The sequence below is a fragment of the Arthrobacter sp. efr-133-R2A-120 genome (assembly GCF_030209835.1).
GTDB lineage: Bacteria > Actinomycetota > Actinomycetes > Actinomycetales > Micrococcaceae > Arthrobacter.
The window spans coordinates 18,317-39,985 of the sequence record NZ_JARVRF010000049.1; the positions used below are offsets into that span (position 1 = coordinate 18,317).

A 21,669-nucleotide genomic window follows, 5' to 3' on the forward strand; every position below is an offset into this window, starting at 1 on the left:
TCAGTCTTCCGTCCGGCGCCACGTGGCGATCCGGTAGTTGGTGCCGTTCTTGGAGGTCAGCCAGCCTTCAGCGGGCTTCGTCGCCTCAAGTTTCCAGGCTTCGCCGAACTCCGGCGCGAAAGTGTCGCCGTCGGTGTCGGAATCGATGACCGTGACGACGGCGACATTCGCGATATCGATGGACTGCCGGTAAATTTCGCCCCCGCCAATGATCCAGACGTTCTGGCCGCCCGGTGCGAACTGCGACTCAAGGAGCGCGGCATCAAGCGAGGAGACGACGACGGCGCCACGTGCTTCGGGCGAGTCCGCCCAGCCGTGTTGCCGGGTCACCACGATATTGGTGCGACCGGGAAGGGGGCGGTACTTTGCGGGAAAAGACTCCCAGGTTTTCCGGCCCATGATGACCGGATGTCCTGTTGTCAGTTGGCTGAAGTGCTTCAAATCTTCGGGGACGTGCCAGGGCATGGTCCCGCCCTTGCCGATCACTCCGCTGCCGGTCTGTGCCCACACCAAGCCGATTCCGGTGGGCGTTTCCGCGCCCTCCCCGGAGGAAGGCGACTCCGCGGCAGGGGTTTCTTGAGTGCTCATACCGCCACGGGCGCCTTGATCGAGGGGTGGTGGCGGTAGCCGACTACTTCGAAGTCCTCGAAGGTGTAGTCGAAGATCGAGTCCGGCTTGCGGGCGAATCGCAGCTGCGGGTACTCGTAAGGCTCCCGGGAGAGCTGCTCGGTGACCTGCTCCACGTGGTTGTCGTAAACGTGGACGTCCCCGCCGGTCCAGACGAAATCTCCAGGCTCAAGGCCCAGCTGCTGGGCCACCATGCAGGTCAGCAAAGCATAGGAAGCGATGTTGAAAGGAACGCCCAGGAACATGTCGGCCGAACGCTGGTACAACTGGCAGGACAACTTGCCGTCGGCAACGTAGAACTGGAAGAACGCGTGGCACGGCGGCAAAGCCATGTCCTTGATCTCGGACACGTTCCATGCCGAGACGATGTGCCGGCGGGAATCCGGGTTGTCCGCCAAGCCCTTCATGAGCTCGGCGATCTGGTCAATGTGCCCGCCATCGGGGGTCGGCCAGCTGCGCCACTGCACGCCGTAAACCGGGCCGAGTTCGCCGTCGGCGTCTGCCCATTCGTCCCAGATGGTTACACCCTGCTCTTGGAGCCATTTCACGTTCGACTCACCGCGGAGGAACCACAAAAGCTCCAGGGCGAGCGACTTGAAGTGCACCCGCTTGGTGGTGATGAGCGGGAAACCCTGGCTCAGATCGAAGCGCAGCTGGCGGCCGAAAACGCTCCGCGTTCCGGTGCCCGTGCGGTCCGACTTGTGCGTGCCGTTGGCCATGACGTCGCGCAGGAGGTCTTCATATGGGGTTGGGATGCTCACGCACCCAGCTTACTGGAGTCAGTCGTCGAAGGGCTTGATCTGTTCCACGGCCACTACGCGCTGGCCGTTTCCACGGGCTACGTGGCACACGATCATCTCGCCAGGGGCCAGGTACGGATCTTGGGCAGGCAGCATCTCGTGAAGCTCCGGGCCCATACGTTCTCCGAGTTTCTTCAAGATGGTGGGAAGTGCCGGCCTGTGGGTGCACAGCGCGACCGCGCGCTGCTTGTCGAACAAGCCCTCGACGACGGCGGACGTCCGCTTCGGGCTTCGCTGGTGGTTGTGCTCAGTCAGGGCCTCCACGAGTTTCACCTTGGCTCCGGCTGACTTGGCGTAGGGCGCGATGGTGGATACGCACCTTGCCCAGGGACTGCTCACGATCCGGAGGGGCTTCCACACGCCCAGAAGCCGTTCCACGGCCAGCGCCTGCCGCAGGCCCGTCACGGCCAGCGGCCGGCTGCCTTCGGCCTTGGTCCAGGAGGACCGTGGCTTTGCCTTGGCATGGCGCACCAGAATCAGCGGCCACGTCTCCAGTTCACCGTTCAGGTGCGCCTTCGCCAGTGCCTGGAGGGGGCTCACATCCGTGGGGTTGCTCAGGAAACGTGCCGCTTTGTCCGGCGCGGCCCACATGTAGGCGTCCACTTCCTTGCCGTCCGGCTTGATGATGGAGCCGTTGACCTGCGCAGCCCAGTAGTGCACCACCTTGAGTCCCGCGGCCACATGGTAGTGCGTCGGAGGAAGGGGGATCCCGAGGGCGGCCGTGAGGCCGATTTCTTCGCTGATCTCGCGGACGGCGCATTCCGGGATGGTTTCCCCGGCGTCGAGCTTGCCCTTGGGCCAGGACCAATCGTCATACTTGGGCCGATGGATCAGCAGGACCTCAAGGGCGCCCTTGGTGACGCGCCAAGGAATAGCGCCGGCCGCCGTGACGGCGATCGGCTCTCCGGGATGGTCCGTCTGGTCTGCAACAGGTGTATCGCTCTTCAACTTTTTGCTGCCTACCGCCGGGCAACTGCACGTTGGCGGGACCGGGAGGCGAGCAGCCAGGACTGGATGTCCAGAAGCGGCGAGCCGTCCTCGGCCTGGTGGAACCTGGTCCAGTGGCCTTCGTTGTCGAGGTGCCAGCTGGCAGTGCCGGGGTCCATGTAGCGCCTCAGCAGGTCCATGACCTCGGCGGTGTCTTCGCGGCTGGAGAGCTGCACCAAGGCCTCGACCCGGCGGTCGAGGTTGCGATGCATCATGTCCGCGGAGCCGATGTAGACCACGGGATCGTTGGCATTGGCGAAGGCAAACACACGCGAGTGCTCCAGGAAGCGGCCGAGGACGGAGCGGACCGTGATGTTCTCGCTCAGTCCAGGAACTCCCGGACGCAGCGAGCAGATGCCACGGACGATGACGTCAACCTTTACCCCGGCCTGCGACGCCCGGTAGAGGGCGTCGATGGTGGCCTCGTCAACCATGGAGTTGACCTTGATCTGGACCTTGGCGGCGATTCCCGCGCGGGCGTTGCGGATCTCGGTCTCGATCCTGTCGATCAGGCCGGACCGCACCGAACGCGGCGCCACGAGGAGCCGCTTGAAGGTCGACTTGGGGGCATATCCGGAGAGCTGGTTGAAGAGCTTGGACAGGTCCTCGCCCACCTGCTCATTGGAGGTCAACAAGCCAAGGTCTTCGTAGTAGCGGGCCGTCCGCGGGTGGTAGTTGCCCGTGCCGATATGACAGTACCTGCGGAGGCCATCCACTTCCTGGCGGACCACCAGGGACAATTTGCAGTGCGTCTTGAGTCCCACGATGCCGTACACCACGTGCACGCCGGCCTGCTCCAGTTTGCGGGCCCACGAGATGTTGGCCTGCTCGTCAAAGCGTGCCTTGATCTCCACGAGGGCCAGGACCTGCTTGCCGGCCTCGGCGGCGTCGATCAGCGCGTCCACGATGGGGGAATCGCCGGAGGTGCGGTACAGGGTCTGCTTGATGGCCTGGACCTTGGGGTCGGCGGCCGCCTGCTCCAGGAAAGCCTGGACCGACGTCGAGAACGAGTCGTACGGGTGGTGCAGCAGGATGTCGCGGCGGCGCATCGCCGCGAAGACGTTGGCGGCTTTGGACGTCTCGGATTCGTTCAAGTACCGCGAGGTGTGGGGAACGTGCTTCGGGTAATGGAGGTCCGCGCGGTCAATTCCGCCGATGACGGACAAGCCCCGGAGGTCCAGGGGCGCCGGAACGGAGTAGACCTCGGATTCCTCGACGCCGAGTTCCCGCACCAGGAGCGCACGGATGTTCGGGTTGATGTCCGTGGTGACCTCAAGCCGGACGGGCGGGCCGAAGCGGCGGCGCAGCAGTTCTTTTTCAAGCGCCTGCAGGAGGTTCTCGGCGTCGTCCTCTTCGACTTCCACGTCCTCGTTGCGGGTGACGCGGAAGGTGTGGTGCTCCATGACTTCCATTCCGGGGAACAGCTTGTCCAGATGCACCGCGATGACCTCTTCGAGCGCGATGAATCGCGCCACGCGGCCCGGGACCGCACCGGCACGCGGGCCGTCGATCGAGACGAGCCGCGGCAGCTGGTCCGGAACCTTGACGCGGGCGAACAGTTCCTTGTCGCTCACGGGGTTGCGGACGATGACGGCCAGGTTGAGGGAAAGCCCGGAGATGTAGGGGAAGGGGTGGGCGGGATCGACGGCGAGGGGAGTGAGGATCGGGAAGACCTTCTCGCCGAACATGATGCTCAAGCGGTGCTGGGCCTCGTCGTCGAGTTCGTCCCAGCGCATGAGGTGGATGTGCTCATAGGCCAGAGCAGGGCGGATCTGCTCGGCGAACACACGCGCGTGGCGTTCCTGCAGCTTGCGGGCTGCATCGCCGATCTGCTCCAGGACTTCGATGGGGCTCAGTCCGGCGGGGGAGGGCACCGCGAGGCCGGTGGCGATGCGGCGCTTCAAACCGGCGACCCGCACCATGAAGAATTCATCCAGGTTCGAGGCGAAGATGGAGAGGAAATTGACCCGCTCCAGCAGGAAGAGGTCTGGATCCTCCGCGAGCTCAAGAACGCGGGAGTTGAAGGCGAGCCAGCTCAGCTCGCGGTCCAGGAACCGGTCCGGAGTGATGTCGCCTTCCGGCTCAAGGGAGGGCGCAAATTCAGGAATGTCGATGCGGTCCTGTGTTGCCCGCGCAGCCGGGACTTCGGAAGAGCCGAAGCGGGGAGGCAAGGTTGCGCCCTTGACCTCGGTTTTGGTGGTTCCGACCGGGTCCGGGTTCATCGGGCTCTCCTTCGTTCAAGCGCGGGGTTTGATTCAACCCTACAAGGATTCCACGTGCCGGAATCCTAGATGTCCTAGCCTTTCAGATGCGCCTTGGTTCCGGGTTACTTCCGGGTTAACGGCGCATACATGACATCGACGTCCCAGCGTACGAAGCCCAGCTTCTGGTAAAGGGCGACGGCGGCGGTGTTGTCGGCGTCCACGTACAACATCACGGAGTGCAGCTCGTGGCTCTGGAGATACCTGATTCCGGCGACAGTGAGCGCCTTGCCAAGCCCCAGCCCCTGGGCTGCGGGGGTGACGCCGACGACGTAGACCTCTCCGATGGCCGGATGGGGTCCTTGCCGGGGGTGCACCTTGGTCCAATGGAAACCGAGCAGTTCCCCGGCCGGGTTCACCGCGAGCAGGAAACCTGTGGGATCGAACCAATCCTCTGCCATCCGGGCTTCCAGGTCGGCCCTGGTCAGGGACCCTTGCTCGGGATGATGGGCAAACGCTGCCCTGTTGGCAGCCAGCCAGGCGGACTCATCCTGGCCCGGTACGAAGGCGCGCAGCGAGACTCCCTCCGGCAGGCCGGCGTCGGGCAGTTCCGCTGTGGAAGACATCAGCCGCATCTTCCACAGCTCACGCACCGGGCCGTAGCCGTAGCGGGCCGCAAGCTCCGCGGCGGCCTCGTGATTCCCATGGGACCAAGCGTTGAGCCCCTCGAGCCCACGGCTGTCCCGAAGCGAGTCCAACAGCCTGCCTGCGACTCCCTGGTTACGGTAGCTGGGGTGCACGGCCATTTCCAGGACCCCAGTCCCGTCGTCCGCTTCAACCACGACGGCGATTCCCGCCAGATCCTGCCCGCTTACGGGATCGGATTGCTCGTCCGGGGCATACAGGGCCAGTGCGAGCACCGAGTGGTCGCCGGCATCGGCTCCGCGCAGCATGACCAGGGTTTGTTCGGACAGCGGGGGATTGCCGTCCGACTCCTCGGCAGCTGCGGCGAGCGTTTTGATGTCTCTCAACAACTCGTTATCCGAGGCGCCTTTGACGACGAGGACGGGCCAGTTCTCCGGGTGCGCAAGGCTCATGCTGCAAGGCTATACGTCCCGGGCCGGTTTGGCGGGATGGATTTTGCAGGCACTCCCTTGGCCGTGTATGGTCTATATCTCGTCCGGCTTTGCGAAGCGGGATACGAGGGGGATCCACCAGTGGGGTGGCCTCGATACGTTCGACCCGTATGTCCTCCACTCAAGCAAGGGAAGGCCCGGACTCAGTGAGTCCGGGCCTTCCCTGCGTATCCGAAGCGGGTCAGAAGCCTAGGCCTCCGTGAGCTCATCTTCCGGCAAGCGGACCAACGTCAGCCGGTAGCCGACGTTGCGGACTGTGCTGATGAGGTTCTCGTGGTCCACGCCCAGCTTGGCACGCAGGCGCCGGACGTGGACGTCCACGGTGCGGGTGCCGCCGTAGTAGTCGTAGCCCCATACTTCGGTGAGAAGCTGTTGACGCGTGAACACCCTGCCCGGGTGCTGGGCCAGGTACTTCAGGAGTTCGAACTCCTTGAAGGTCAGGTTGAGCGGCTGCCCGTTCACGCGGGCCGTATAGCTTGCTTCGTCGATCACGACGCCGGCCGCCCGGATTTCGGTGTTGGTTTCCTCTTCGCCGGGAATCGCGCGGGCCACGGCCAGGCGGATCCGGGCTTCGACTTCGGCCGGTCCCGCCGAGTCGAGGACGATGTCATCCACGGACCACGCGGAAGACACGGCAGCCATCCCGCCCTCCGTAAGGATCAGGATGAGGGGGGCGCTCAAGCCCGTGGCTTTGAGCAGTTGGGTCAGGGAGCGGGCTCCCACCAGGTCCTTGCGGGCGTCAAGGAAAACGACGTCGGTGGGGTCGGTCTCGAGCAAGGCCGTTGGCTCTGCAGGAAGGATGTGGACCCGGTGGTTCAATAGCTCCAAGGCGGGCAGGATGTCTACCGACGAGCCGGTGCTGTTCGTCAGGAGCAGGATGTGCGACATAGTTCCTCCAATGGGCGGTCCGCGCATCATCGGGCGTCTGAACCGGGTTTCCACCGGCCGGTAGCTGCTTATGGGGCGTGGTTCCGTTGTAACGGAAGCGTTGCAACAAGAAGCGCTGTTGACAACCGAGTATACCCAAAGGCCCCTGCAACGTCAGGGATTCGTGTCACCTTCAACCCCTGTTTGCGACATATTTGTGCCGAATAAGGCAGGATTGGCAGGAGGTTAGCCGCAACTTGGAACGAAACGGGGCCCCGCTGGAACGCCGTGGGGTCGAGGGCGGGTTAGGGACACAGTGAGGTCAGGGGCGCAGTGAAGTCTTGGAGCATCGGGGTGGTCGGCCTCGTGGCGCTCGCGGTTTTCGTCGCCAGCTCTTACGGCCCCACGGAAGGGTCGGTCGCCGTCGGAATTCTGGCGTCGGCCGCTGTTGGCGTCGGCTGGCCCCATTTTCTGGCGGTCCCCGCGAAGAAGACCCTCGCCACGGTGATCGGGCTGAGCGGTGCGGGTTCGGCCTTCGCCGCCGGATTCGTCCCCGCTCCCGGATTTCTCGACGCAACTCCCGCCTTCATCGCCGCCGGCGTGATTGCCGTGTTCGTCGTGCAGTTGATCCGCGGAACCGGTCAGGCCCAACGGCTCGAATCCACCCTTGGCAGCTGCGCCGGCGTCTTGCTGAGTTGCCTTGGCGCGGGCTGGATTGCTGGCGCGAGGTTCAACGGCATCAAGGAAATGGTGTTGGTTGCCGCTCTCAGCGCCGCAGTCGCCCTGCTCGCCGGCCTGTTGCGCTGGCCGGACCGGGTCGTGGCGCCTTTGGGTATCGTGGCTGCGGGTTTGGTGGCTCCGCTGGCAGGCCTGGTGTTTTCCGATATCGCGATCGTGCCCGCCATCGTGGTGGGAGTTGTCATTGGTTCGGTCCTGGTCAGTTTCCGTCGGATGGTGACGCTTCGGCTCGGCCGCTTGAATTTCCCGGCTGTCCTTGGGATGGGCGTCGCGCCCGTCTGGGCGGTTGGGGCCTTGTGCTACTTCATCGACAAACTACTCATCTACTAACAGTTAGGATGGCATCATGTCCGTACTTGCATTTGAAATCTTCTTCCTTGTCCTCCTCGGCTTGGCCAGCCTCTCGATGGCGTGGTTCGCTGGTTTTGTCGTTTACCGTCTCTTCAAGGGCCAGAAGTAGAGCTCCCATCGCTTTTGATCAACCTGTACCTTCCGGTTCACTGAGGTAATTGCTGTGCCCATCGAAATCCCTTCCGACCTGACACCCGAATTGGTACCCCTTTCCTGGCTCATTGGTGAGTGGGAAGGCCGGGGACGGCTTGGCAGCGGTGAAGAAGACTCGGATCGCTTCATCCAGCATGTCTCCTTTACGCACCATGGCCTGCCCTACCTGGAGTACCGGGCGGAAAGCTGGCTCAGCGACGAGGACGGCACCAAATTGCGGCCCCTCACCGTGGAAACAGGTTTCTGGGCGCTGGAGCGGAAAATGCTCGACGCCGACGGCGGCCCCGGCTTGATTCCCGCGGAGATTGTCCCGGTACTGAAGACGGCCGACGACGTCGAGGCCCACCGCAACGCGGACGGCGGGTTCGACATCGCCGTGACGATCGCCCATCCCGGTGGCATCAGCGAGCTGTACTACGGCCAAATCAAGGGCCCGCAGATCCAGATGAGCACCGATATGGTGATGCGCGGCGGTCACTCCAAGGAATACACTGCGGCCACACGCATCTTCGGCCTCGTGGATGGCAATCTGTTGTGGCGCTGGGATGTGTCCACTCCGGGTAAGTCGCTTGAGGCCCACGCTTCGGCTTTCCTGAACAAACTCTCCTAGGAGGGCTTGTTCCGTAGCTTCAAGGTCTCACCGAAGAGGTCTCACTGAACGTCCCGTTTCGCAGTTAGAACCAAAAGGGAGCAGCAAGTGAACGAAGCAGCAAAACCTGCCAGCTATGACGATCTCACGGCCGTCTTTTTCAACGGGACGCTCAAGCCATCGCCGCAAGTGAGCAATACCGACGGACTGATTTCCATCAGCCGGCGCATCATGGAAAAGCGGGGCGTCAGCACCCGTGTGATCCGCACTGTGGACCACGACATTGCCGCCGGAGTGTATCCGGACATGCGCGAACACGGCTGGGCCACGGATGAATGGCCGGAGTTGTATCCGGCTGTCCTGGAGGCCGACATCGTGGTGGTGGCCGGTCCTATCTGGCTTGGCGATAATTCCTCCCAGACCAAGAAGCTCATCGAGCGCCTCTACGCCCATTCGGGCCAGCTCAACAGCAAGGGCCAGTGGGCCTACTATCCAAAAGTCGGCGGCTGCCTGATCACCGGCAACGAGGACGGCATCAAGCACTGCGCCATGAACGTGCTTTACAGCCTCCAACACGTCGGCTTCACCATTCCGCCCCAGGCCGATGCCGGATGGATCGGTCCTGTCGGCCCCGGACCCAGCTACCTTGACGAAGGATCCGGTGGCCCTGAGAGCGACTTCACCAACCGGAACACCACCTTCATGACCTGGAACCTGCTCCACTACGCCCGGATGCTCAAGGACGTGGGCGGCATTCCTGCTTACGGCAACCTTCCGGATGAATGGAAAGCCGGCACGCGCTTCGATTTTGAAAACCCGGAATACCGCTGAGCCCCAAGGACTTCTACTACATATGACTTACAAGAGCCCCCTATTGTCGCGCCCCGGAGCTGTAGAAGGCGGCGGCGAGGACTCCGGCGTCGCGGCCCACTACGGCGAGCCCCTGCGGGAGCAGCGCGCACTCGCCGCCGGTACCGCCGTCGTCGACCTTTCCTATCGGGGCGTTGTCACGGTTACTGGACCGGACCGCCTCAGCTGGCTCAACACCCTTTCCTCGCAGCAACTGACCAACCTGCAGCCGCGCGTCTCAAGCGAACTGTTGCTCCTCACCATCCAAGGCCGCATCGAGTTCGACGCCCGCGTAGTGGACGACGGCGAGACCACCTGGCTGTTGGTCGAAGCCGCCGAGGCTGCCCCGCTGGCCGAGTGGCTCAACAAAATGCGGTTCATGCTGCGCGTCGAGGTGGCCGATGTGTCGGCCGATTGGGCCGTCGTCGGCGCAACCAAGGCCGTTGACGCGTGGTCGGACCGGCTTGTCTGGGAGGACCCGTGGCCGCACATCGGCGTCGGCGGCTATTCATACAGCGTGGTGGAGGAAAACTCCCACCCCGGCCTTGAGAGGCCCTGGTTCGAGTACCTCGTTCCGGCAGACGAGCTTGAAGCGGCAGTTGAGGGCATGGCCCTCGCCGGCTCGTTGGCCGCGGAGGCGCTCCGCATTGCTGCTTGGCGTCCCCGGCTCGGCGCGGAGACGGACGAGAAGACCATCCCGCACGAGCTCGATCTCCTGCGGACCTCGGTCCACTTGTCCAAGGGCTGCTACAAGGGCCAGGAGACCATCGCCCGTGTCCACAACCTCGGACACCCGCCCCGGCGTCTCGTTTTCCTGCAATTGGATGGCTCGCAGCACACCCTTCCAGCGCCGGGCAGCGTTGTATTTGCCGGAGAGCGCAAGGTGGGTACGCTGACATCTGTGGCTCAGCACTTCGAAATGGGGGCAGTAGGACTGGCTCTTATCAAGCGGTCTGTGGACCCGCACGAAGTGTTGACCGTGCTGGACGGTGAGGAGCCTTATCCGGCCGCCCAGGAAGTAATCGTTGCGCCCGATGCCGGACAAGTGGTGGGGCGTCAGACCGGATTCCTGAAGGGACCCCATCGATGAGCGAAACGACGGGCGCTGAAGCCCAGGCGACGGGTGCCGATGACGAGGCCATTGCCTTGGCGCACACCTTGTTCGATGCCGCCAGGGAAGGCAACTCGGAGCTCCTGCGTAGCTACCTCAACGCCGGTGCGCCGGCCGGAATGCGCACTGCCGCAGGCGACTCTCTCCTGATGCTGGCCGCTTACCACGGCCACGCGGAAACCGTCCAGCTTCTGCTGTACCACGGTGCCGATGCGAACGGGGCAAACGACCGTGGCCAGACTCCGCTGGCCGGCGCGGTTTTCAAGGGTTACACGGAGGTGGCCCGGGTTCTGATTGACGCCGGCGCCGATCCCGACGCCGGTGCGCCCACAGCGAGCGAGGCCGCCCGGATGTTTGCCCGCACCGAAATTCTCGAACTGCTCGGATAGGCCAAGGCGGGGCAGTCGGGCTGTGCCCGTGCCTGGCGGCGCGGCCGCGGTGGCTGCCTTGCGGTCAAATATTCCATGTGGAATAGTTGTTGTGGAATAGTTCGCACGGAGGATGGGGAAATGGCACGAGCCGCACTGACTCCACTTGGTGTCGCCGCATTGGCCCTCCTCGTGGAGGCGCCGATGCATCCATACGAGATGTACCAGCTCCTGATGGCTCGTCACGAGGACCGCTTGGTCAAGGTCCGGCCGGGCACGCTCTACCACGCCGTGGGTCGCCTCGAAGAGGCGGGTTTGGTCGAGGCAACAGGGATTGACAGGGCGGGCAACCGGCCCGAGCGCACCACCTATCGAATCACCGGAACCGGCCGCGAGGCACTGACCGAGCGCCTCCAGAACATGCTGGCGGAACCCGTGAACGAATACCCGAGCTTCCCCCATGCGATCGCCGAGGCACACAACCTGCCGTCCGGCGTCGTACTCGAACTCCTGGACCGTCGCGTAGTGAACCTGGAAAACCAGCTCGACTTCCTGGTCCGGGGCGAAGAAGCTGTCGCCGCAAAAGGCGTAGAGCCCAAGTTCTGGATCGACGTCAAGTACCAACAATCCATGCTGCGGACGGAAATCGACTGGATACGCAGCTTCCAAAATGATCTCCGCAGCGGGCAGTTGCCATGGTAGCCGCCCTTCCAACGCACCAATGTGCAAGAAATTCGACACAGTCAAAGGAAACCCATGGAAAACGTAGCTAAACCGTGGCCCGCACTGTGGTCCCTCGTGGTCGGGTTCTTCATGATCCTGATCGACACCACCATTGTTTCCGTGGCGAACCCACGGATCATGGAGGGCCTGCATACCGATATCAACGCCGTCATCTGGGTGACGAGCGCCTACCTCCTCGCCTACGCCGTGCCGTTGCTGATCACCGGAAGGCTCGGTGACCGCTTCGGGCCCAAGAACCTCTACCTGATCGGCCTCGTGGTCTTCACCCTGGCTTCGCTGTGGTGCGGCCTCTCGGGCGACATCGGCATGCTGATCGCGGCCCGGGTGGTCCAGGGCATCGGCGCGGCCATGATGACCCCCCAAACCATGGCCGTCATCACCCGGATCTTCCCGCCGGACCGCCGCGGCGCGGCCATGGGCCTCTGGGGCGCCACGGCCGGCATGGCCATCCTCGTCGGCCCGATCCTCGGCGGCGTGTTGGTTGACGGCCTCGGCTGGCAGTGGATCTTCTTCGTCAACGTTCCCATCGGCGTCGTTGCCTTCGTCCTCGTGACCCGGCTGGTACCGAAGCTGACCACGCACAGCCACAAGTTCGACGTCGTGGGTGTGCTCCTGTCCGCAGCCGGCATGTTCCTGCTGGTGTTCGGCATCCAGGAAGGCCAAAGCTACAAGTGGGGCACCGTCACCGGGCCCATTACGGTCTGGGGACTGATCATCACGGGGCTCGTTGTCCTGGCCGTGTTCGTCCTCTGGCAGTGGCTGCTGGAGCGCCGCGGCGGTGAGCCTTTGCTGCCGTTGGGCCTGTTCAAGGACCGCAACTTCTCCTTGGGCAACACCACCATCATGGCGGTGGGCTTCACCATCACTGCCTTCCCGCTGCCCACCATCTTCTACTACCAGGTAGTCCGTGGGCTGACACCAACACAGTCCGCGTTGCTCATGATCCCCATGGCCGTGATCTCCGGCGCGCTGGCACCTTTCGTTGGCAAGCTGATCGACCGCATCAACCCGCGCTGGTTCGCAGCCTTCGGGCTCCTGTGCCTGTCCGGCGCCCTGTTCTGGACCGGGACGCTCCTGAAGCCGGACACTCCCATCTGGATGTTCCTGCTGCCCAGCGCCCTCCAGGGTGTGGCCAACGGCTTCATCTGGGGCCCGGTCTCCAACGCCACTACCCGCAACCTCCCGCCGCGCTCGGCGGGCGCCGGTTCCGGTGTCTTCAACACGACGCGCCAGATCGGTGCCGTGCTGGGATCGGCCGCGATTGCTGCGCTGATCCAGTCCCGGCTCGCGGCGGATCTGCCCGCGGCTCCGCCAGGCGCCGCCCCGGCAGGCGAAGGGGGATTCACCGGCAAATTGCCCGAATTCCTGCGCGACGGCTTCTCGACCGCGATGAGCCAGTCGGTCCTGCTGCCCGCTTTTGCGATTCTGCTGGGCGCAGTAGCGGCGTTGTTGTTTGGCAAGCCCAAGGCCGTCCAGGGTTGGGGTTCCCCGGCTGCCGCCGGGGCTAAGCCTCAAACTGTTTCGCAAGACGGCTAACCCGCGCGAACTGGCAGAGGATGCCCTCAAAATGCGGTTTTGGGGGCATCGTCCGCCAACTCGCGGTTAGCGCAGGAGCACGGAAGTCTGGATACCGCCGTCGACGAATCCGAGCCGTCGGGCCAAGGCCAGGGAGCCCCGGTTGTCCAGCGCAGTTCGCCACTGCAGCGTCAGGCCTGAGGCGAGTGCTTCGTGGGCGGCGATCGAGGCAGCCAGGGTTCCGAGCCCTTGCCGGCGCAATTCCGGCGGCACCAGGACGCCCATGTCTGCGAGGATCCCCTGCCACTCCGCATAGGCGCCGCAGGCCACCGGTTTGCGGTCCGGTTCGTTGCCGTCCATCACGGTGAAATGGTGGTCCATCCTTGAGAGGTGGACTTCATTGACGTCATCCGGCGGGCATCTGCCCTCCAACTCGATCGCTTCCGGATGGCCGTGGGAGACAGTGACTTCGCCGCCCGGCTGGAACAGGGGAAGGTCGTCGGCGAACAGCAGCGCCGACGTCCCGAGTCCATGGCCGCCGTGTTCGCGGCTGATCCGCAACAGTGCGGAATGCTCGCTCAGTTGATCGTCCGAGAGCTCGACGGCGGCAGCCACCGCCCACGCCGGAGCCACCAATGCGGAGCGGCCAAAGAGCCTCACGAAGGTGATGGATTCAGCGTCTTCGTCTTCCCTGACCAAGCGCTCCCCGGTGCGGGCAGCAGGTGAGCCGGAGACGAAACTGAAGGCCTCGTCGTCGAACCCTAAATGCCGGGCCCAGGCCAGCAGCACGATTTCCGCCGATCCCGCATTAAGTTCCATGACATCGAGTCTATGCAGTCCCCGGAAAAGGAAGGAGCAGGCAAGGCACCTTGTGGTACCCGCCTGCTCCTTGAAGATCCGGCTCAGCCGAAGAGGACTGCGGCTTCGTCGTAGCGGTTCTGCGGGACGGTCTTGAGCTTGCCCAGGGCAGCTTCGAAGCCCACGTGCTCGATGTCTGTGCCCTTGAGGGCCACCATGGTTCCCCAGCGGCCTTCCACGACCGAGTCGATGGCTGCCATGCCCAAACGGGTGGCCAGGACGCGGTCGAAAGCGGAGGGGACGCCGCCGCGCTGGATGTGGCCGAGGATCGTGGCGCGGGTCTCGATGCCGGTGCGGGCTTCGATTTCAGGGGCGAGCTGGTCCGCGATACCGCCCAGTCGGGGCCGGCCGAAGGTATCCAGGCCGCGTTCGGAGTGCGGTGCTTCCATGTGGTCGGGAACAAAACCCTCGGCGACGACAATCAGCGGTGCACGGCCACGATCGTGGGCCTCCTGCACCCACTCGGTGATCTGCTCGATGCTGACTTTCTGCTCGGGGATCAGGATGGCGTGCGCGCCGGCAGCCATGCCTGCGTGCAACGCAATCCACCCCACGTGGCGGCCCATGACCTCGGCGATCATGCAGCGGTGGTGGGATTCTCCCGTGGTGCGCAGCCGGTCGATGGCCTCGGTGGCGATCTGGACAGCGGTGTCGAAACCGAAGGTGTAGTCGGTGGCGTCGAGGTCGTTGTCCACGGTCTTGGGGACACCGACGATCTTCAAACCGGCGTCGGTGAGGCGCTTCGCGGCGGCCAGTGTGCCTTCGCCGCCGATGGCGATGATGGCGTCGATGCCGAGGCGGTCCATGTGGGCCTTGATGACATCCGGGCCGCCACCGTTCTCGAACGGGTTGGTGCGGGATGTGCCGAGGATGGTTCCACCCTGCTTGGCGATACCGCGGACCATGGTGCGGGGAATGTCGATGACGTCGCCCTCGACGACGCCTCGCCAACCGTCCCGGAAACCGACGAATTCCTGGCCGTGGATGGCAATTCCCTTGAGGACGGCGCCACGGATGACGGCGTTCAGTCCGGGGCAGTCGCCACCGCTGGTAAGGATTCCAATTTTCATGAGGGGCTCAAATCCTGGCTAGGAGGTATACGTGCAGAGCGCCACGCTGAGCTCACAACGATTGTAGGGGGCAATGTGGGGTGGGACACAAACCATGACCGCCACCGGGGATGAGACTTTTGAAACAACCTGGAAATCGGACGGGGGACCTCGGCTTAAAAGACCGGATTTTAGAAGCCCGGCTTAACAAGCCCAGCGCCCCGCCTCGGTGGCGGAGCGCTAGTGAACTTGCCGGCCCGTAAACCCGGGCCGGGCTGTGCTATTTCTTGCCTTGCGAACGCTGGGTGAGGAAGGATTCCAGCGCAATGGTGCCGCTTTGGTTGGGAAGCAGCAGCCATGCCACCACGTATATCACCACGGCGGGTCCGGGCAGCAGGCAGAAGAGCAGATAGCCGACCCGGACGTAGGCCACGTCGACATTCAGTTTGGCGGCAATGCCACCGCAAACCCCACCGATCCAACGCTGCGGACCGCGCTTCAGGCCGATGCCCCGTACGATGCTGAAGAACTTGTTCATGGCTAGAGCCTTCCCTGTTGTGGCTGCTTTGTCACGTGCTGGCTTCTACCGGTGCTAGGAATCGGCGGCTCCGGACCCGGAGTCCGGGCCGGACCCGTTGGCCTTTCGGGAGCGGGCGGATACCAGGCCTCCGATCACGAGTGCCGCACCGGCCCCGATCATGAGCCCGATCAGCACGTAGTTGCCGTTGAGGGCCACGAGGCCGAGCTTGGAAATGATGATCAAAGCTGCGAGTGCCAAGACAATCAGCCCCCAGACCACCGTGCCCACCCTGGCCCGGGCGGTTTGAGCCGGGGGTTCAGGTGCCGAGACCGGGCCAGTTTCAAATGCCCGCGTGGGTTCGTGCGTGCTCATGTCAGTTTCCTTCCTGGACGGTGACGTTGCTGAAGGTGCCGTTGAGTTTGACGACCAGTTTGGCACCGGGCTTGTCCGTGTTGAAGCTGTCCCGCGTACCACCGTTGCTTTGGGTGACGGCGCTACCGTCCTGCTTGAGGTTCGCGAAGGTCATGTCTGCTTGGACCTCCACCGGCACGGTCGCGGGGATGACGAGTTTGATGTTGCTTGCGGTGACGTCCATCGGAACGACGACGTCGGAGCTCAGCGGTGCGCTCAGGTTCAGCTTGGTCAGGTCAACGGTCCCGTTGGCCCCGGTGATGTCGAAGCCTTTGCGCGCATCGTCGATGCTCACGGGGTCCCATTGGGCATTCTGTAGACGGAAGTGGTCCGCGTTGGGCGCGATATTGAAGATGCCCCCGATCACCAGCGTCGCGACGGCCAGGAAGCCGAGCAGTCCCGACGTGCGGCCGCGAAGCCCCGCAACAAGGATGCCGAGGCCGAGGACTCCGGCGCCCGTGGCCCAGACCACCGCGTTGGCGGCGTCACCCAGGTGGATGACGTTGCCGGCGTCGAGCAGCTTGAGTGTTCCGCCGGCCAGCAGGGCTGCCCCCGCTGAGACCGCTACGATTGCGGCGCCCGGTCCCTGCCGCTTCGGCCGCTCGGGGCGGTTGGGTACGCCGGCCGGTGGGTAGGGCCCTGCGGGATTGACGGGGCCCGAAGGGATCCCGGGGCCGCCGGTTCCGTAATTGCCGGCGCTGTAAGGACCTGAGCCGTAAGTCCCGGCGCTATAAGGACCTGCCCCGTAAGGGCCTGCGCTGTAAGAGCCGGCCGGGTAGCCTGCCGAGGCGTGGGTGTCCGCGCCGCCAGAGGAGCCTGGAGCGGCCGCATAGTTGTGTGTGCCCATTGTCTGCCTTCCGTTGCGGGCTTTGCTGCGCTGGACCAGGAAGTAGACCAGGTAAATGATGCCGCCTACCCAGAACAGCGTCCACAGGAGTCCAGGAACCCCATTCCAGCCCCATCCCCAGAAACCGCGACCGAGGCTTGGCAATCCGATGATGGTTGTGATGAGGGCTCCGGTCATGCCTGCGGACCAGCGGCCCGCCCCGGCCTCCTGTGCGTGGATGCGGCCATCGGGTTCGGGCAGGAGCGCCCAGGCGATGCCGTAGAGCAGGATGCCGATGCCGGCGAAGAGGGTGAGGATGATGAAGATGCCGCGGACGATCAAGGGATCGATGCCGAAGCGGTGCGCGATGCCGCTGGCCACGCCGCCCATCCACCGGTCCCGGCCACGGCTTATGCCTTGGCTTCGGATCCAGTTGAAGAAGTTCTGCGGGGGAGCGGGCACGGCGTAGTTCGGTGCCGCGCCGCCGGTGTTGCCGGCGTTCGGCTGGGCCGGTTCTTCGGGCACGCCCGTCGCGGCCGGCTGGCTGGATTCTGCAGGTTGTCCGGGCTCCGCAGCTTGTCCGGGGTCCTCTGGATTCATGCTGTTCGCGTTCATACTTCGATCTTGCCGTCCGGCGACGTCTCCCTCTATTGGGGGATACCCTGAACGTTCCCTGAGTGGCCCCCTGAGATGCCCTGCTTCGAGCGCCGAAGACCCTGATACGTGTTTGGATGGATTCATGACAACCGCCATGCAACGCCCGCCGCTGGTCCGGAGCAGCGACCGGATGATTGCCGGCGTGTGCAGCGGCCTCGCGGACCACCTTGGCTGGCCTGTGAAATACATCCGGCTGGGTATGGTCCTTGCCTCGTTCGCCGGCGGAGCGGGGCTGGCCTTCTATGCCTGGCTGTGGGTCATGGTGCCTACCGCCGACGAAAACGCCCGCCGCAATAGCCGCCGGCCGGCGTCGCCCATTGCTCCCGCGGTGAGCATGCCTCCTTCGGTGAGCATGCCTCCCGACACAACAGCGCCCGACGCCGGAGCGCAGCCGCTGCCGCTGTCCACCCCGGCTCCCGTCTTCGCCCCCTGGTTCAGGATGCGACGCATCCAATATGGGAAAGAGATCCTCCTGGGAGCCGGCCTCCTCCTGGTGGCCGCCATCCTCATCGCCCGGCAGTTCGGCGTCGAGGTTCCCCTCGGCACGCTGATCCCGGCGGCGGCCATACTCGGCGGCGCGGCGATCGCGTGGATGCAGCTGGACGAGACGCGCCGCGCCGGGCTGGTGGACAAGACCAAGGCCGACCAGGCCGGCGGCTGGGTTCGCCTCGCTGCAGGCCTGGCCCTCGTGGTTGCCGGGGTGTTGGTCATGGTGTCCGGTTCCGGTTCGTGGGAGCAGACCTGGCTCGCGCTGCTGGCTTCCATCGCAGTGCTGGGCGGCGTCGCCCTCGTGCTGCTGCCGTGGGGCTTGAAGTTCTGGAAGGACCTTGAAACGGAGCGGGCAGCGCGGGTTCGCGAGACAGAACGGGCCGAGATCGCCGCGCACTTGCACGATTCGGTACTGCAGACGCTTGCCTTGATCCAGCGCCGGGCCGGTTCCGAGCAGGACGTGGTCCGCCTCGCCCGTGCCCAGGAGCGTGAACTGCGCACGTGGCTGTACCGGGACGCCGCGAAGGACGCAGGACTCCTGGCGGAACGGATTGCCGCCGCCGCAGCCGAAGTGGAGGACGCCCACGGACACGCCGTCGACGTCGTCAGCGTGGGCGACGCCGCCATGACGGACAGGCACGAAGCCCTTGTCTTGGCGGCCCGGGAAGCCATGCACAATGCTGCGCGGCACGGCGGCGGAGCCGTGTCCGTCTATCTCGAGAGCTCGGACACGGGCAGCGAGGTTTTCGTTAGGGACCGCGGACCCGGCTTCGACCCGGATGCCGTCCCGGAAGACCGCCTGGGAGTCAAGGAGTCGATCATCGGACGGATGAAACGCCACGGCGGCACTGCGGTCATCAACAGCAGTTCCGGGGGAACGGAAGTACGCCTGAAACTGCCCGTCGAGAACGCGGACAAAGCAGAAAACCGAAACGGAGATGCCAAAGCATGAGCGCCCTATCAGAGCAAGTAGCGCGAACGGTTCGTGTGGTGATCGTGGACGATCATGCTATTTTCCGGTCCGGGCTGAAGGCCGACCTCGATTCCAGGATCGACGTCGTGGGCGAAGCCGGAACAGTGGAACAAGCCATCGCCGTGATTGCCCAGGTTCAGCCGGAAGTGGTGCTGCTCGACGTGCATTTGCCCGGAGGACTTGGCGGTGGCGGTCGGGAGGTCATCAGCGCGTCCTCCGCGTTGCGCGGGAGCACGAGCTTCCTGGCCTTGAGCGTCTCGGATGCCGCCGAGGACGTCGTGGCCGTCATTCGGGCCGGTGCCCGTGGCTATGTCACCAAGACCATTTCCGGCCCCGAAATCTCTGATGCCGTGATCCGCGTGGCCGACGGTGACGCCGTCTTCTCGCCGAGACTGGCCGGTTTTGTCCTCGACGCGTTTGGAACCTCCCCGGCCGAGATCGCCGACGACGAACTGGACCGGCTTTCCGCGAGGGAACTGGAAGTCATGCGCCTCATCGCCCGCGGCTACAGCTACAAGGAGGTGGCCAAGGAGCTGTTCATTTCCATCAAGACCGTGGAAACCCATGTCTCGGCGGTGCTCCGCAAACTCCAGCTCTCCAGCCGCCACGAACTGACCAAGTGGGCCGCCGAGCGCCGCCTCCTCTGACGCTCGCTCACCTCTGGCGCCCGCTCACCTATATCGCCTTAAACCCGAACGCTCGCTCACCTCTGGCGGCTTAAACCCGAACGCTCGCTCACCTCTATCGCCTTAAACCCAAACGCTCGCTCACCTCTATCCCGAGGTGAGCGAGCGTTCGTGCGGGCGAAGGGCTACTTGGCCTGGCCGAGGAATTCCTGGAGGCGTCGAACGCCTTCGGCAAGGTCGTCGTCGCCCAAGGCGTAGGAGAGGCGCACGAAACCGGAGGGGCCGAAGGCCTCGCCCGGAACAATTGCGACCTCAACCTCGTCGAGGATCAGCGAGGCCAGCTCAGCGGACGTTGACGGACGGACAGGACCGTTCGACGTCGGGAATTCCTTGCCCAGCAGACCGCGGACGTCGGCGTACACGTAGAAGGCGCCGGTCGGCGTCGGGCATTCCACACCCTCGATCTCGTTCAGTCCGGCGACAATCGCCTTGCGGCGGCGGTCGAAGGCGACTTTCATTTCGTCGACGGCGGTCAGCGGACCGGACACGGCAGCCAGGGCTGCGATCTGCATGATGTTGGAAACGTTCGACGTCGCGTGCGACTGGAGGTTGGTGGCGGCCTTGATGACGTCAGCCGGGCCGATCATCCATCCAACACGCCATCCGGTCATGGCATAGGTCTTGGCGACACCGTTGAGGATGACCACCTTGTCGCCGAGTTCGGGGGCGGCAGTGGCGATCGAGGTGAAGGGCACGCCGTCGTAGGTTAGGTGCTCATAGATTTCGTCGGTGACAACCCAGAGGCCCTTTGCCGCAGCCCATTTTCCGATCTCAGCCACCTGTTCGGCGCTGTAGACGGCTCCGGTCGGGTTGGACGGCGAAACGAAAAGCAGGATCTTCGTCTTGTCGGTGACCGCGGCTTCGAGCTGCTCCACGGTGACCAGGTAACCCTGCTCGGGGCCGGCGAAGACCTCAACGGGAACGCCTCCGGCCAAGCGGATTGCCTCCGGGTAGGTGGTCCAGAACGGCGTGGGGATGATTACTTCGTCGCCCGGATCAACAAGGGTCGCGAAGGTGTTGTAGACGGCCTGCTTGCCGCCATTGGTAACCATCACCTGGGAAGCGTCTACTTTGTAGCCCGAGTCGCGGAACGTCTTGTCCGCGATGGCCTGCTTCAGCTCCGGCAGGCCGGCGGCAGGGGAGTAGCGGTGGTACTTCGGCTGGGAGGCGGCCTCGACGGCGGCCTTGACGATGTAGTCGGGGGTCGGGAAGTCGGGCTCCCCGGCGCCAAAGCCGATCACGGGGCGACCGGCTGCCTTGAGCGCCTTGGCCTTGGCGTCAACGGCAAGGGTGGCGGATTCGGCGATGGCGGAAATTCGCTGTGAAATGCGGGCGGCAGGTATTCCGGCAGACATTAAAGCACCGTTCTTCGCGGGCAGCTCATGAGCTGGATGGTGGGATTCGACGGAATCTACCTTATGCTGTTCTGCGGAGCTATCGGGCTAACCTCGGGAAAGTGACAGTGCAGGCTGACTAAACGAGCGCTGATCACATGAGCGAGAAGGCCTGAACGCTCCGGAAATGGCCCGGTTCGACTATCGCGACGTTGTTGCGTAGACTGGTTCACCGGTGTTGAAAAACATCACAATGGTTCGCGCCCCAGATTGGCTCGGAATCTCGTGTTCTTCGGGATTTCTTGGCATTGATGGAGTGTGGCTAAAATATGGACTCGTTCCATAGGGTAGTGGCGCAATTGGTAGCGCAGCGGTCTCCAAAACCGCAGGTTGCAGGTTCGAGTCCTGTCTGCCCTGCGCAAGCTGTTCCGGGGTTTCCTCGGAACAAGCGCAGCAACCATGGCTCTGATCAGAGTCGGGTCAACGACGTTTGCATAGATGAGTGAGGAACAGGTGACCGAAACAGCTGCGAGCAGCTCGAAGGGCCGCCCTGCCAAGAAGTCCGATTCCGGTCTCTTCGCTCGAATCGCACTTTTTGTCCGCCAGGTAATTGGTGAGCTCAAGAAGGTCGTTGCCCCCACCCGCAAGGAACTGGTCAACTACACAGTTGTGGTGCTGGTGTTCGTGGCCATCATGATGCTTGTCGTCACCATCCTGGACCTGGCTTTCGGTACGGGAATCAAATGGGTTTTCGGCGCTACTGGCACCACGAACCACTAAGCGGATCGCTCCGCAAACCGCGCGGAATCCCCGGAAAATCAAGGGATTTC

General features: G+C 64.1%; 22 protein-coding genes and 1 tRNA gene. 11 read left to right on the top strand and 12 right to left on the bottom strand.

The genetic code is table 11. The features are described from left to right. The 6 genes from QRN52_RS19225 to QRN52_RS19250 form a co-directional block, all read right to left on the bottom strand. A complete protein-coding gene (locus QRN52_RS19225) occupies positions 1–588 on the bottom strand; it encodes a dihydrofolate reductase (protein WP_284755051.1) in 588 nt (195 codons plus the stop codon). Continuing rightward, positions 585–1,388, bottom strand: coding sequence for a thymidylate synthase (locus QRN52_RS19230; protein WP_284755052.1), 804 nt, complete (start codon positions 1,386–1,388; stop codon positions 585–587). The genes QRN52_RS19225 and QRN52_RS19230 overlap by 4 nt, the downstream gene beginning before the upstream one ends. An 18-nt stretch (positions 1,389–1,406) precedes the next feature. Then, a complete protein-coding gene (locus QRN52_RS19235; protein ID WP_284755053.1) occupies positions 1,407–2,375 on the bottom strand; it encodes an NUDIX hydrolase in 969 nt (322 codons plus the stop codon). A gap of 11 nt (positions 2,376–2,386) precedes the next feature. Next, positions 2,387–4,636, bottom strand: a complete 2,250-nt coding sequence (locus QRN52_RS19240; RefSeq protein ID WP_284755054.1) for an RNA degradosome polyphosphate kinase — start codon at positions 4,634–4,636, stop codon at positions 2,387–2,389. A 104-nt stretch (positions 4,637–4,740) separates the two neighbouring features. After that, on the bottom strand, positions 4,741–5,712 hold the full coding sequence (gene mshD / locus QRN52_RS19245) for a mycothiol synthase (RefSeq protein ID WP_284755055.1): 972 nt from the start codon (positions 5,710–5,712) through the stop codon (positions 4,741–4,743). Between the two features lie 228 nt (positions 5,713–5,940). Then, complete coding sequence (locus QRN52_RS19250; RefSeq protein WP_059387339.1) at positions 5,941–6,639, bottom strand: winged helix-turn-helix transcriptional regulator; 699 nt, start codon at positions 6,637–6,639, stop codon at positions 5,941–5,943. Positions 6,640–6,951: 312 nt separating this feature from the next. Between QRN52_RS19250 and QRN52_RS19255 the strand changes: the two genes are divergently transcribed. The 7 genes from QRN52_RS19255 to QRN52_RS19285 all read left to right on the top strand — a co-directional run bounded on the left by QRN52_RS19255 (position 6,952) and on the right by QRN52_RS19285 (position 13,057). Then, a complete protein-coding gene (locus tag QRN52_RS19255; RefSeq protein WP_284755057.1) occupies positions 6,952–7,686 on the top strand; it encodes a permease in 735 nt (244 codons plus the stop codon). Positions 7,687–7,870: 184 nt separating this feature from the next. Next, on the top strand, positions 7,871–8,470 hold the full coding sequence (locus tag QRN52_RS19260) for a nitrobindin family protein (RefSeq protein ID WP_284755059.1): 600 nt from the start codon (positions 7,871–7,873) through the stop codon (positions 8,468–8,470). 87 nt (positions 8,471–8,557) lie between these two features. Continuing rightward, positions 8,558–9,280: a flavodoxin family protein gene (locus tag QRN52_RS19265; RefSeq protein WP_284755060.1), complete on the top strand. Its 723-nt coding sequence runs from the start codon at positions 8,558–8,560 to the stop codon at positions 9,278–9,280. A 22-nt stretch (positions 9,281–9,302) separates the two neighbouring features. Continuing rightward, positions 9,303–10,388 (top strand): CAF17-like 4Fe-4S cluster assembly/insertion protein YgfZ, encoded by a 1,086-nt coding sequence (gene ygfZ / locus QRN52_RS19270; RefSeq protein WP_284755061.1) that lies wholly within the window; start codon positions 9,303–9,305, stop codon positions 10,386–10,388. After that, positions 10,385–10,798: an ankyrin repeat domain-containing protein gene (locus tag QRN52_RS19275; RefSeq protein ID WP_284755063.1), complete on the top strand. Its 414-nt coding sequence runs from the start codon at positions 10,385–10,387 to the stop codon at positions 10,796–10,798. Before ygfZ ends, QRN52_RS19275 begins: the two co-directional genes overlap by 4 nt. Before the next feature lie 120 nt (positions 10,799–10,918). Next, a complete protein-coding gene (locus QRN52_RS19280) occupies positions 10,919–11,479 on the top strand; it encodes a PadR family transcriptional regulator (protein WP_284755065.1) in 561 nt (186 codons plus the stop codon). 54 nt (positions 11,480–11,533) lie between these two features. Further along, the gene (locus QRN52_RS19285; protein ID WP_284755066.1) at positions 11,534–13,057 is read left to right on the top strand and encodes a DHA2 family efflux MFS transporter permease subunit; all 1,524 of its coding nucleotides are present in this window, start codon (positions 11,534–11,536) and stop codon (positions 13,055–13,057) included. A gap of 66 nt (positions 13,058–13,123) precedes the next feature. Here QRN52_RS19285 and QRN52_RS19290 read toward each other — a convergent pair whose 3' ends face one another. The 5 genes from QRN52_RS19290 to QRN52_RS19310 form a co-directional block, all read right to left on the bottom strand. Continuing rightward, a complete protein-coding gene (locus QRN52_RS19290; RefSeq protein ID WP_284755068.1) occupies positions 13,124–13,855 on the bottom strand; it encodes a GNAT family N-acetyltransferase in 732 nt (243 codons plus the stop codon). 83 nt (positions 13,856–13,938) lie between these two features. Continuing rightward, on the bottom strand, positions 13,939–14,964 hold the full coding sequence (locus tag QRN52_RS19295) for an ATP-dependent 6-phosphofructokinase (protein WP_234749032.1): 1,026 nt from the start codon (positions 14,962–14,964) through the stop codon (positions 13,939–13,941). 259 nt (positions 14,965–15,223) lie between these two features. Then, positions 15,224–15,481, bottom strand: a complete 258-nt coding sequence (locus tag QRN52_RS19300) for a PspC domain-containing protein (RefSeq protein WP_284755070.1) — start codon at positions 15,479–15,481, stop codon at positions 15,224–15,226. A gap of 54 nt (positions 15,482–15,535) precedes the next feature. Further along, positions 15,536–15,835: a hypothetical protein gene (locus tag QRN52_RS19305; protein WP_284755071.1), complete on the bottom strand. Its 300-nt coding sequence runs from the start codon at positions 15,833–15,835 to the stop codon at positions 15,536–15,538. A 1-nt stretch (position 15,836) separates the two neighbouring features. Continuing rightward, positions 15,837–17,315 carry a PspC domain-containing protein gene (locus QRN52_RS19310; protein WP_284755073.1) on the bottom strand — a complete coding sequence of 493 codons (1,479 nt, stop codon included), beginning with the start codon at positions 17,313–17,315 and terminating at the stop codon, positions 15,837–15,839. 124 nt (positions 17,316–17,439) lie between these two features. On the opposite strand from QRN52_RS19310, the gene QRN52_RS19315 reads away from it, so the two are divergent. Together QRN52_RS19315 and QRN52_RS19320 are read left to right on the top strand one after the other, a co-directional pair. Then, complete coding sequence (locus tag QRN52_RS19315; RefSeq protein WP_284755075.1) at positions 17,440–18,798, top strand: ATP-binding protein; 1,359 nt, start codon at positions 17,440–17,442, stop codon at positions 18,796–18,798. Beyond that, a complete protein-coding gene (locus tag QRN52_RS19320; RefSeq protein ID WP_284755076.1) occupies positions 18,795–19,466 on the top strand; it encodes a LuxR C-terminal-related transcriptional regulator in 672 nt (223 codons plus the stop codon). The genes QRN52_RS19315 and QRN52_RS19320 overlap by 4 nt, the downstream gene beginning before the upstream one ends. Positions 19,467–19,630: 164 nt before the next feature. On the opposite strand, the gene QRN52_RS19325 is transcribed toward QRN52_RS19320, so the two are convergent. After that, positions 19,631–20,860, bottom strand: coding sequence for a pyridoxal phosphate-dependent aminotransferase (locus tag QRN52_RS19325; RefSeq protein WP_284755077.1), 1,230 nt, complete (start codon positions 20,858–20,860; stop codon positions 19,631–19,633). A gap of 323 nt (positions 20,861–21,183) precedes the next feature. Here QRN52_RS19325 and QRN52_RS19330 point away from each other — a divergent pair. Both QRN52_RS19330 and secE read left to right on the top strand, forming a co-directional pair. After that, positions 21,184–21,256 (top strand) — tRNA-Trp (locus QRN52_RS19330). An 81-nt stretch (positions 21,257–21,337) separates the two neighbouring features. Next, positions 21,338–21,619 carry a preprotein translocase subunit SecE gene (gene secE / locus QRN52_RS19335; protein WP_284755079.1) on the top strand — a complete coding sequence of 94 codons (282 nt, stop codon included), beginning with the start codon at positions 21,338–21,340 and terminating at the stop codon, positions 21,617–21,619. The last annotated feature ends 50 nt before the right edge of the window (positions 21,620–21,669 follow it).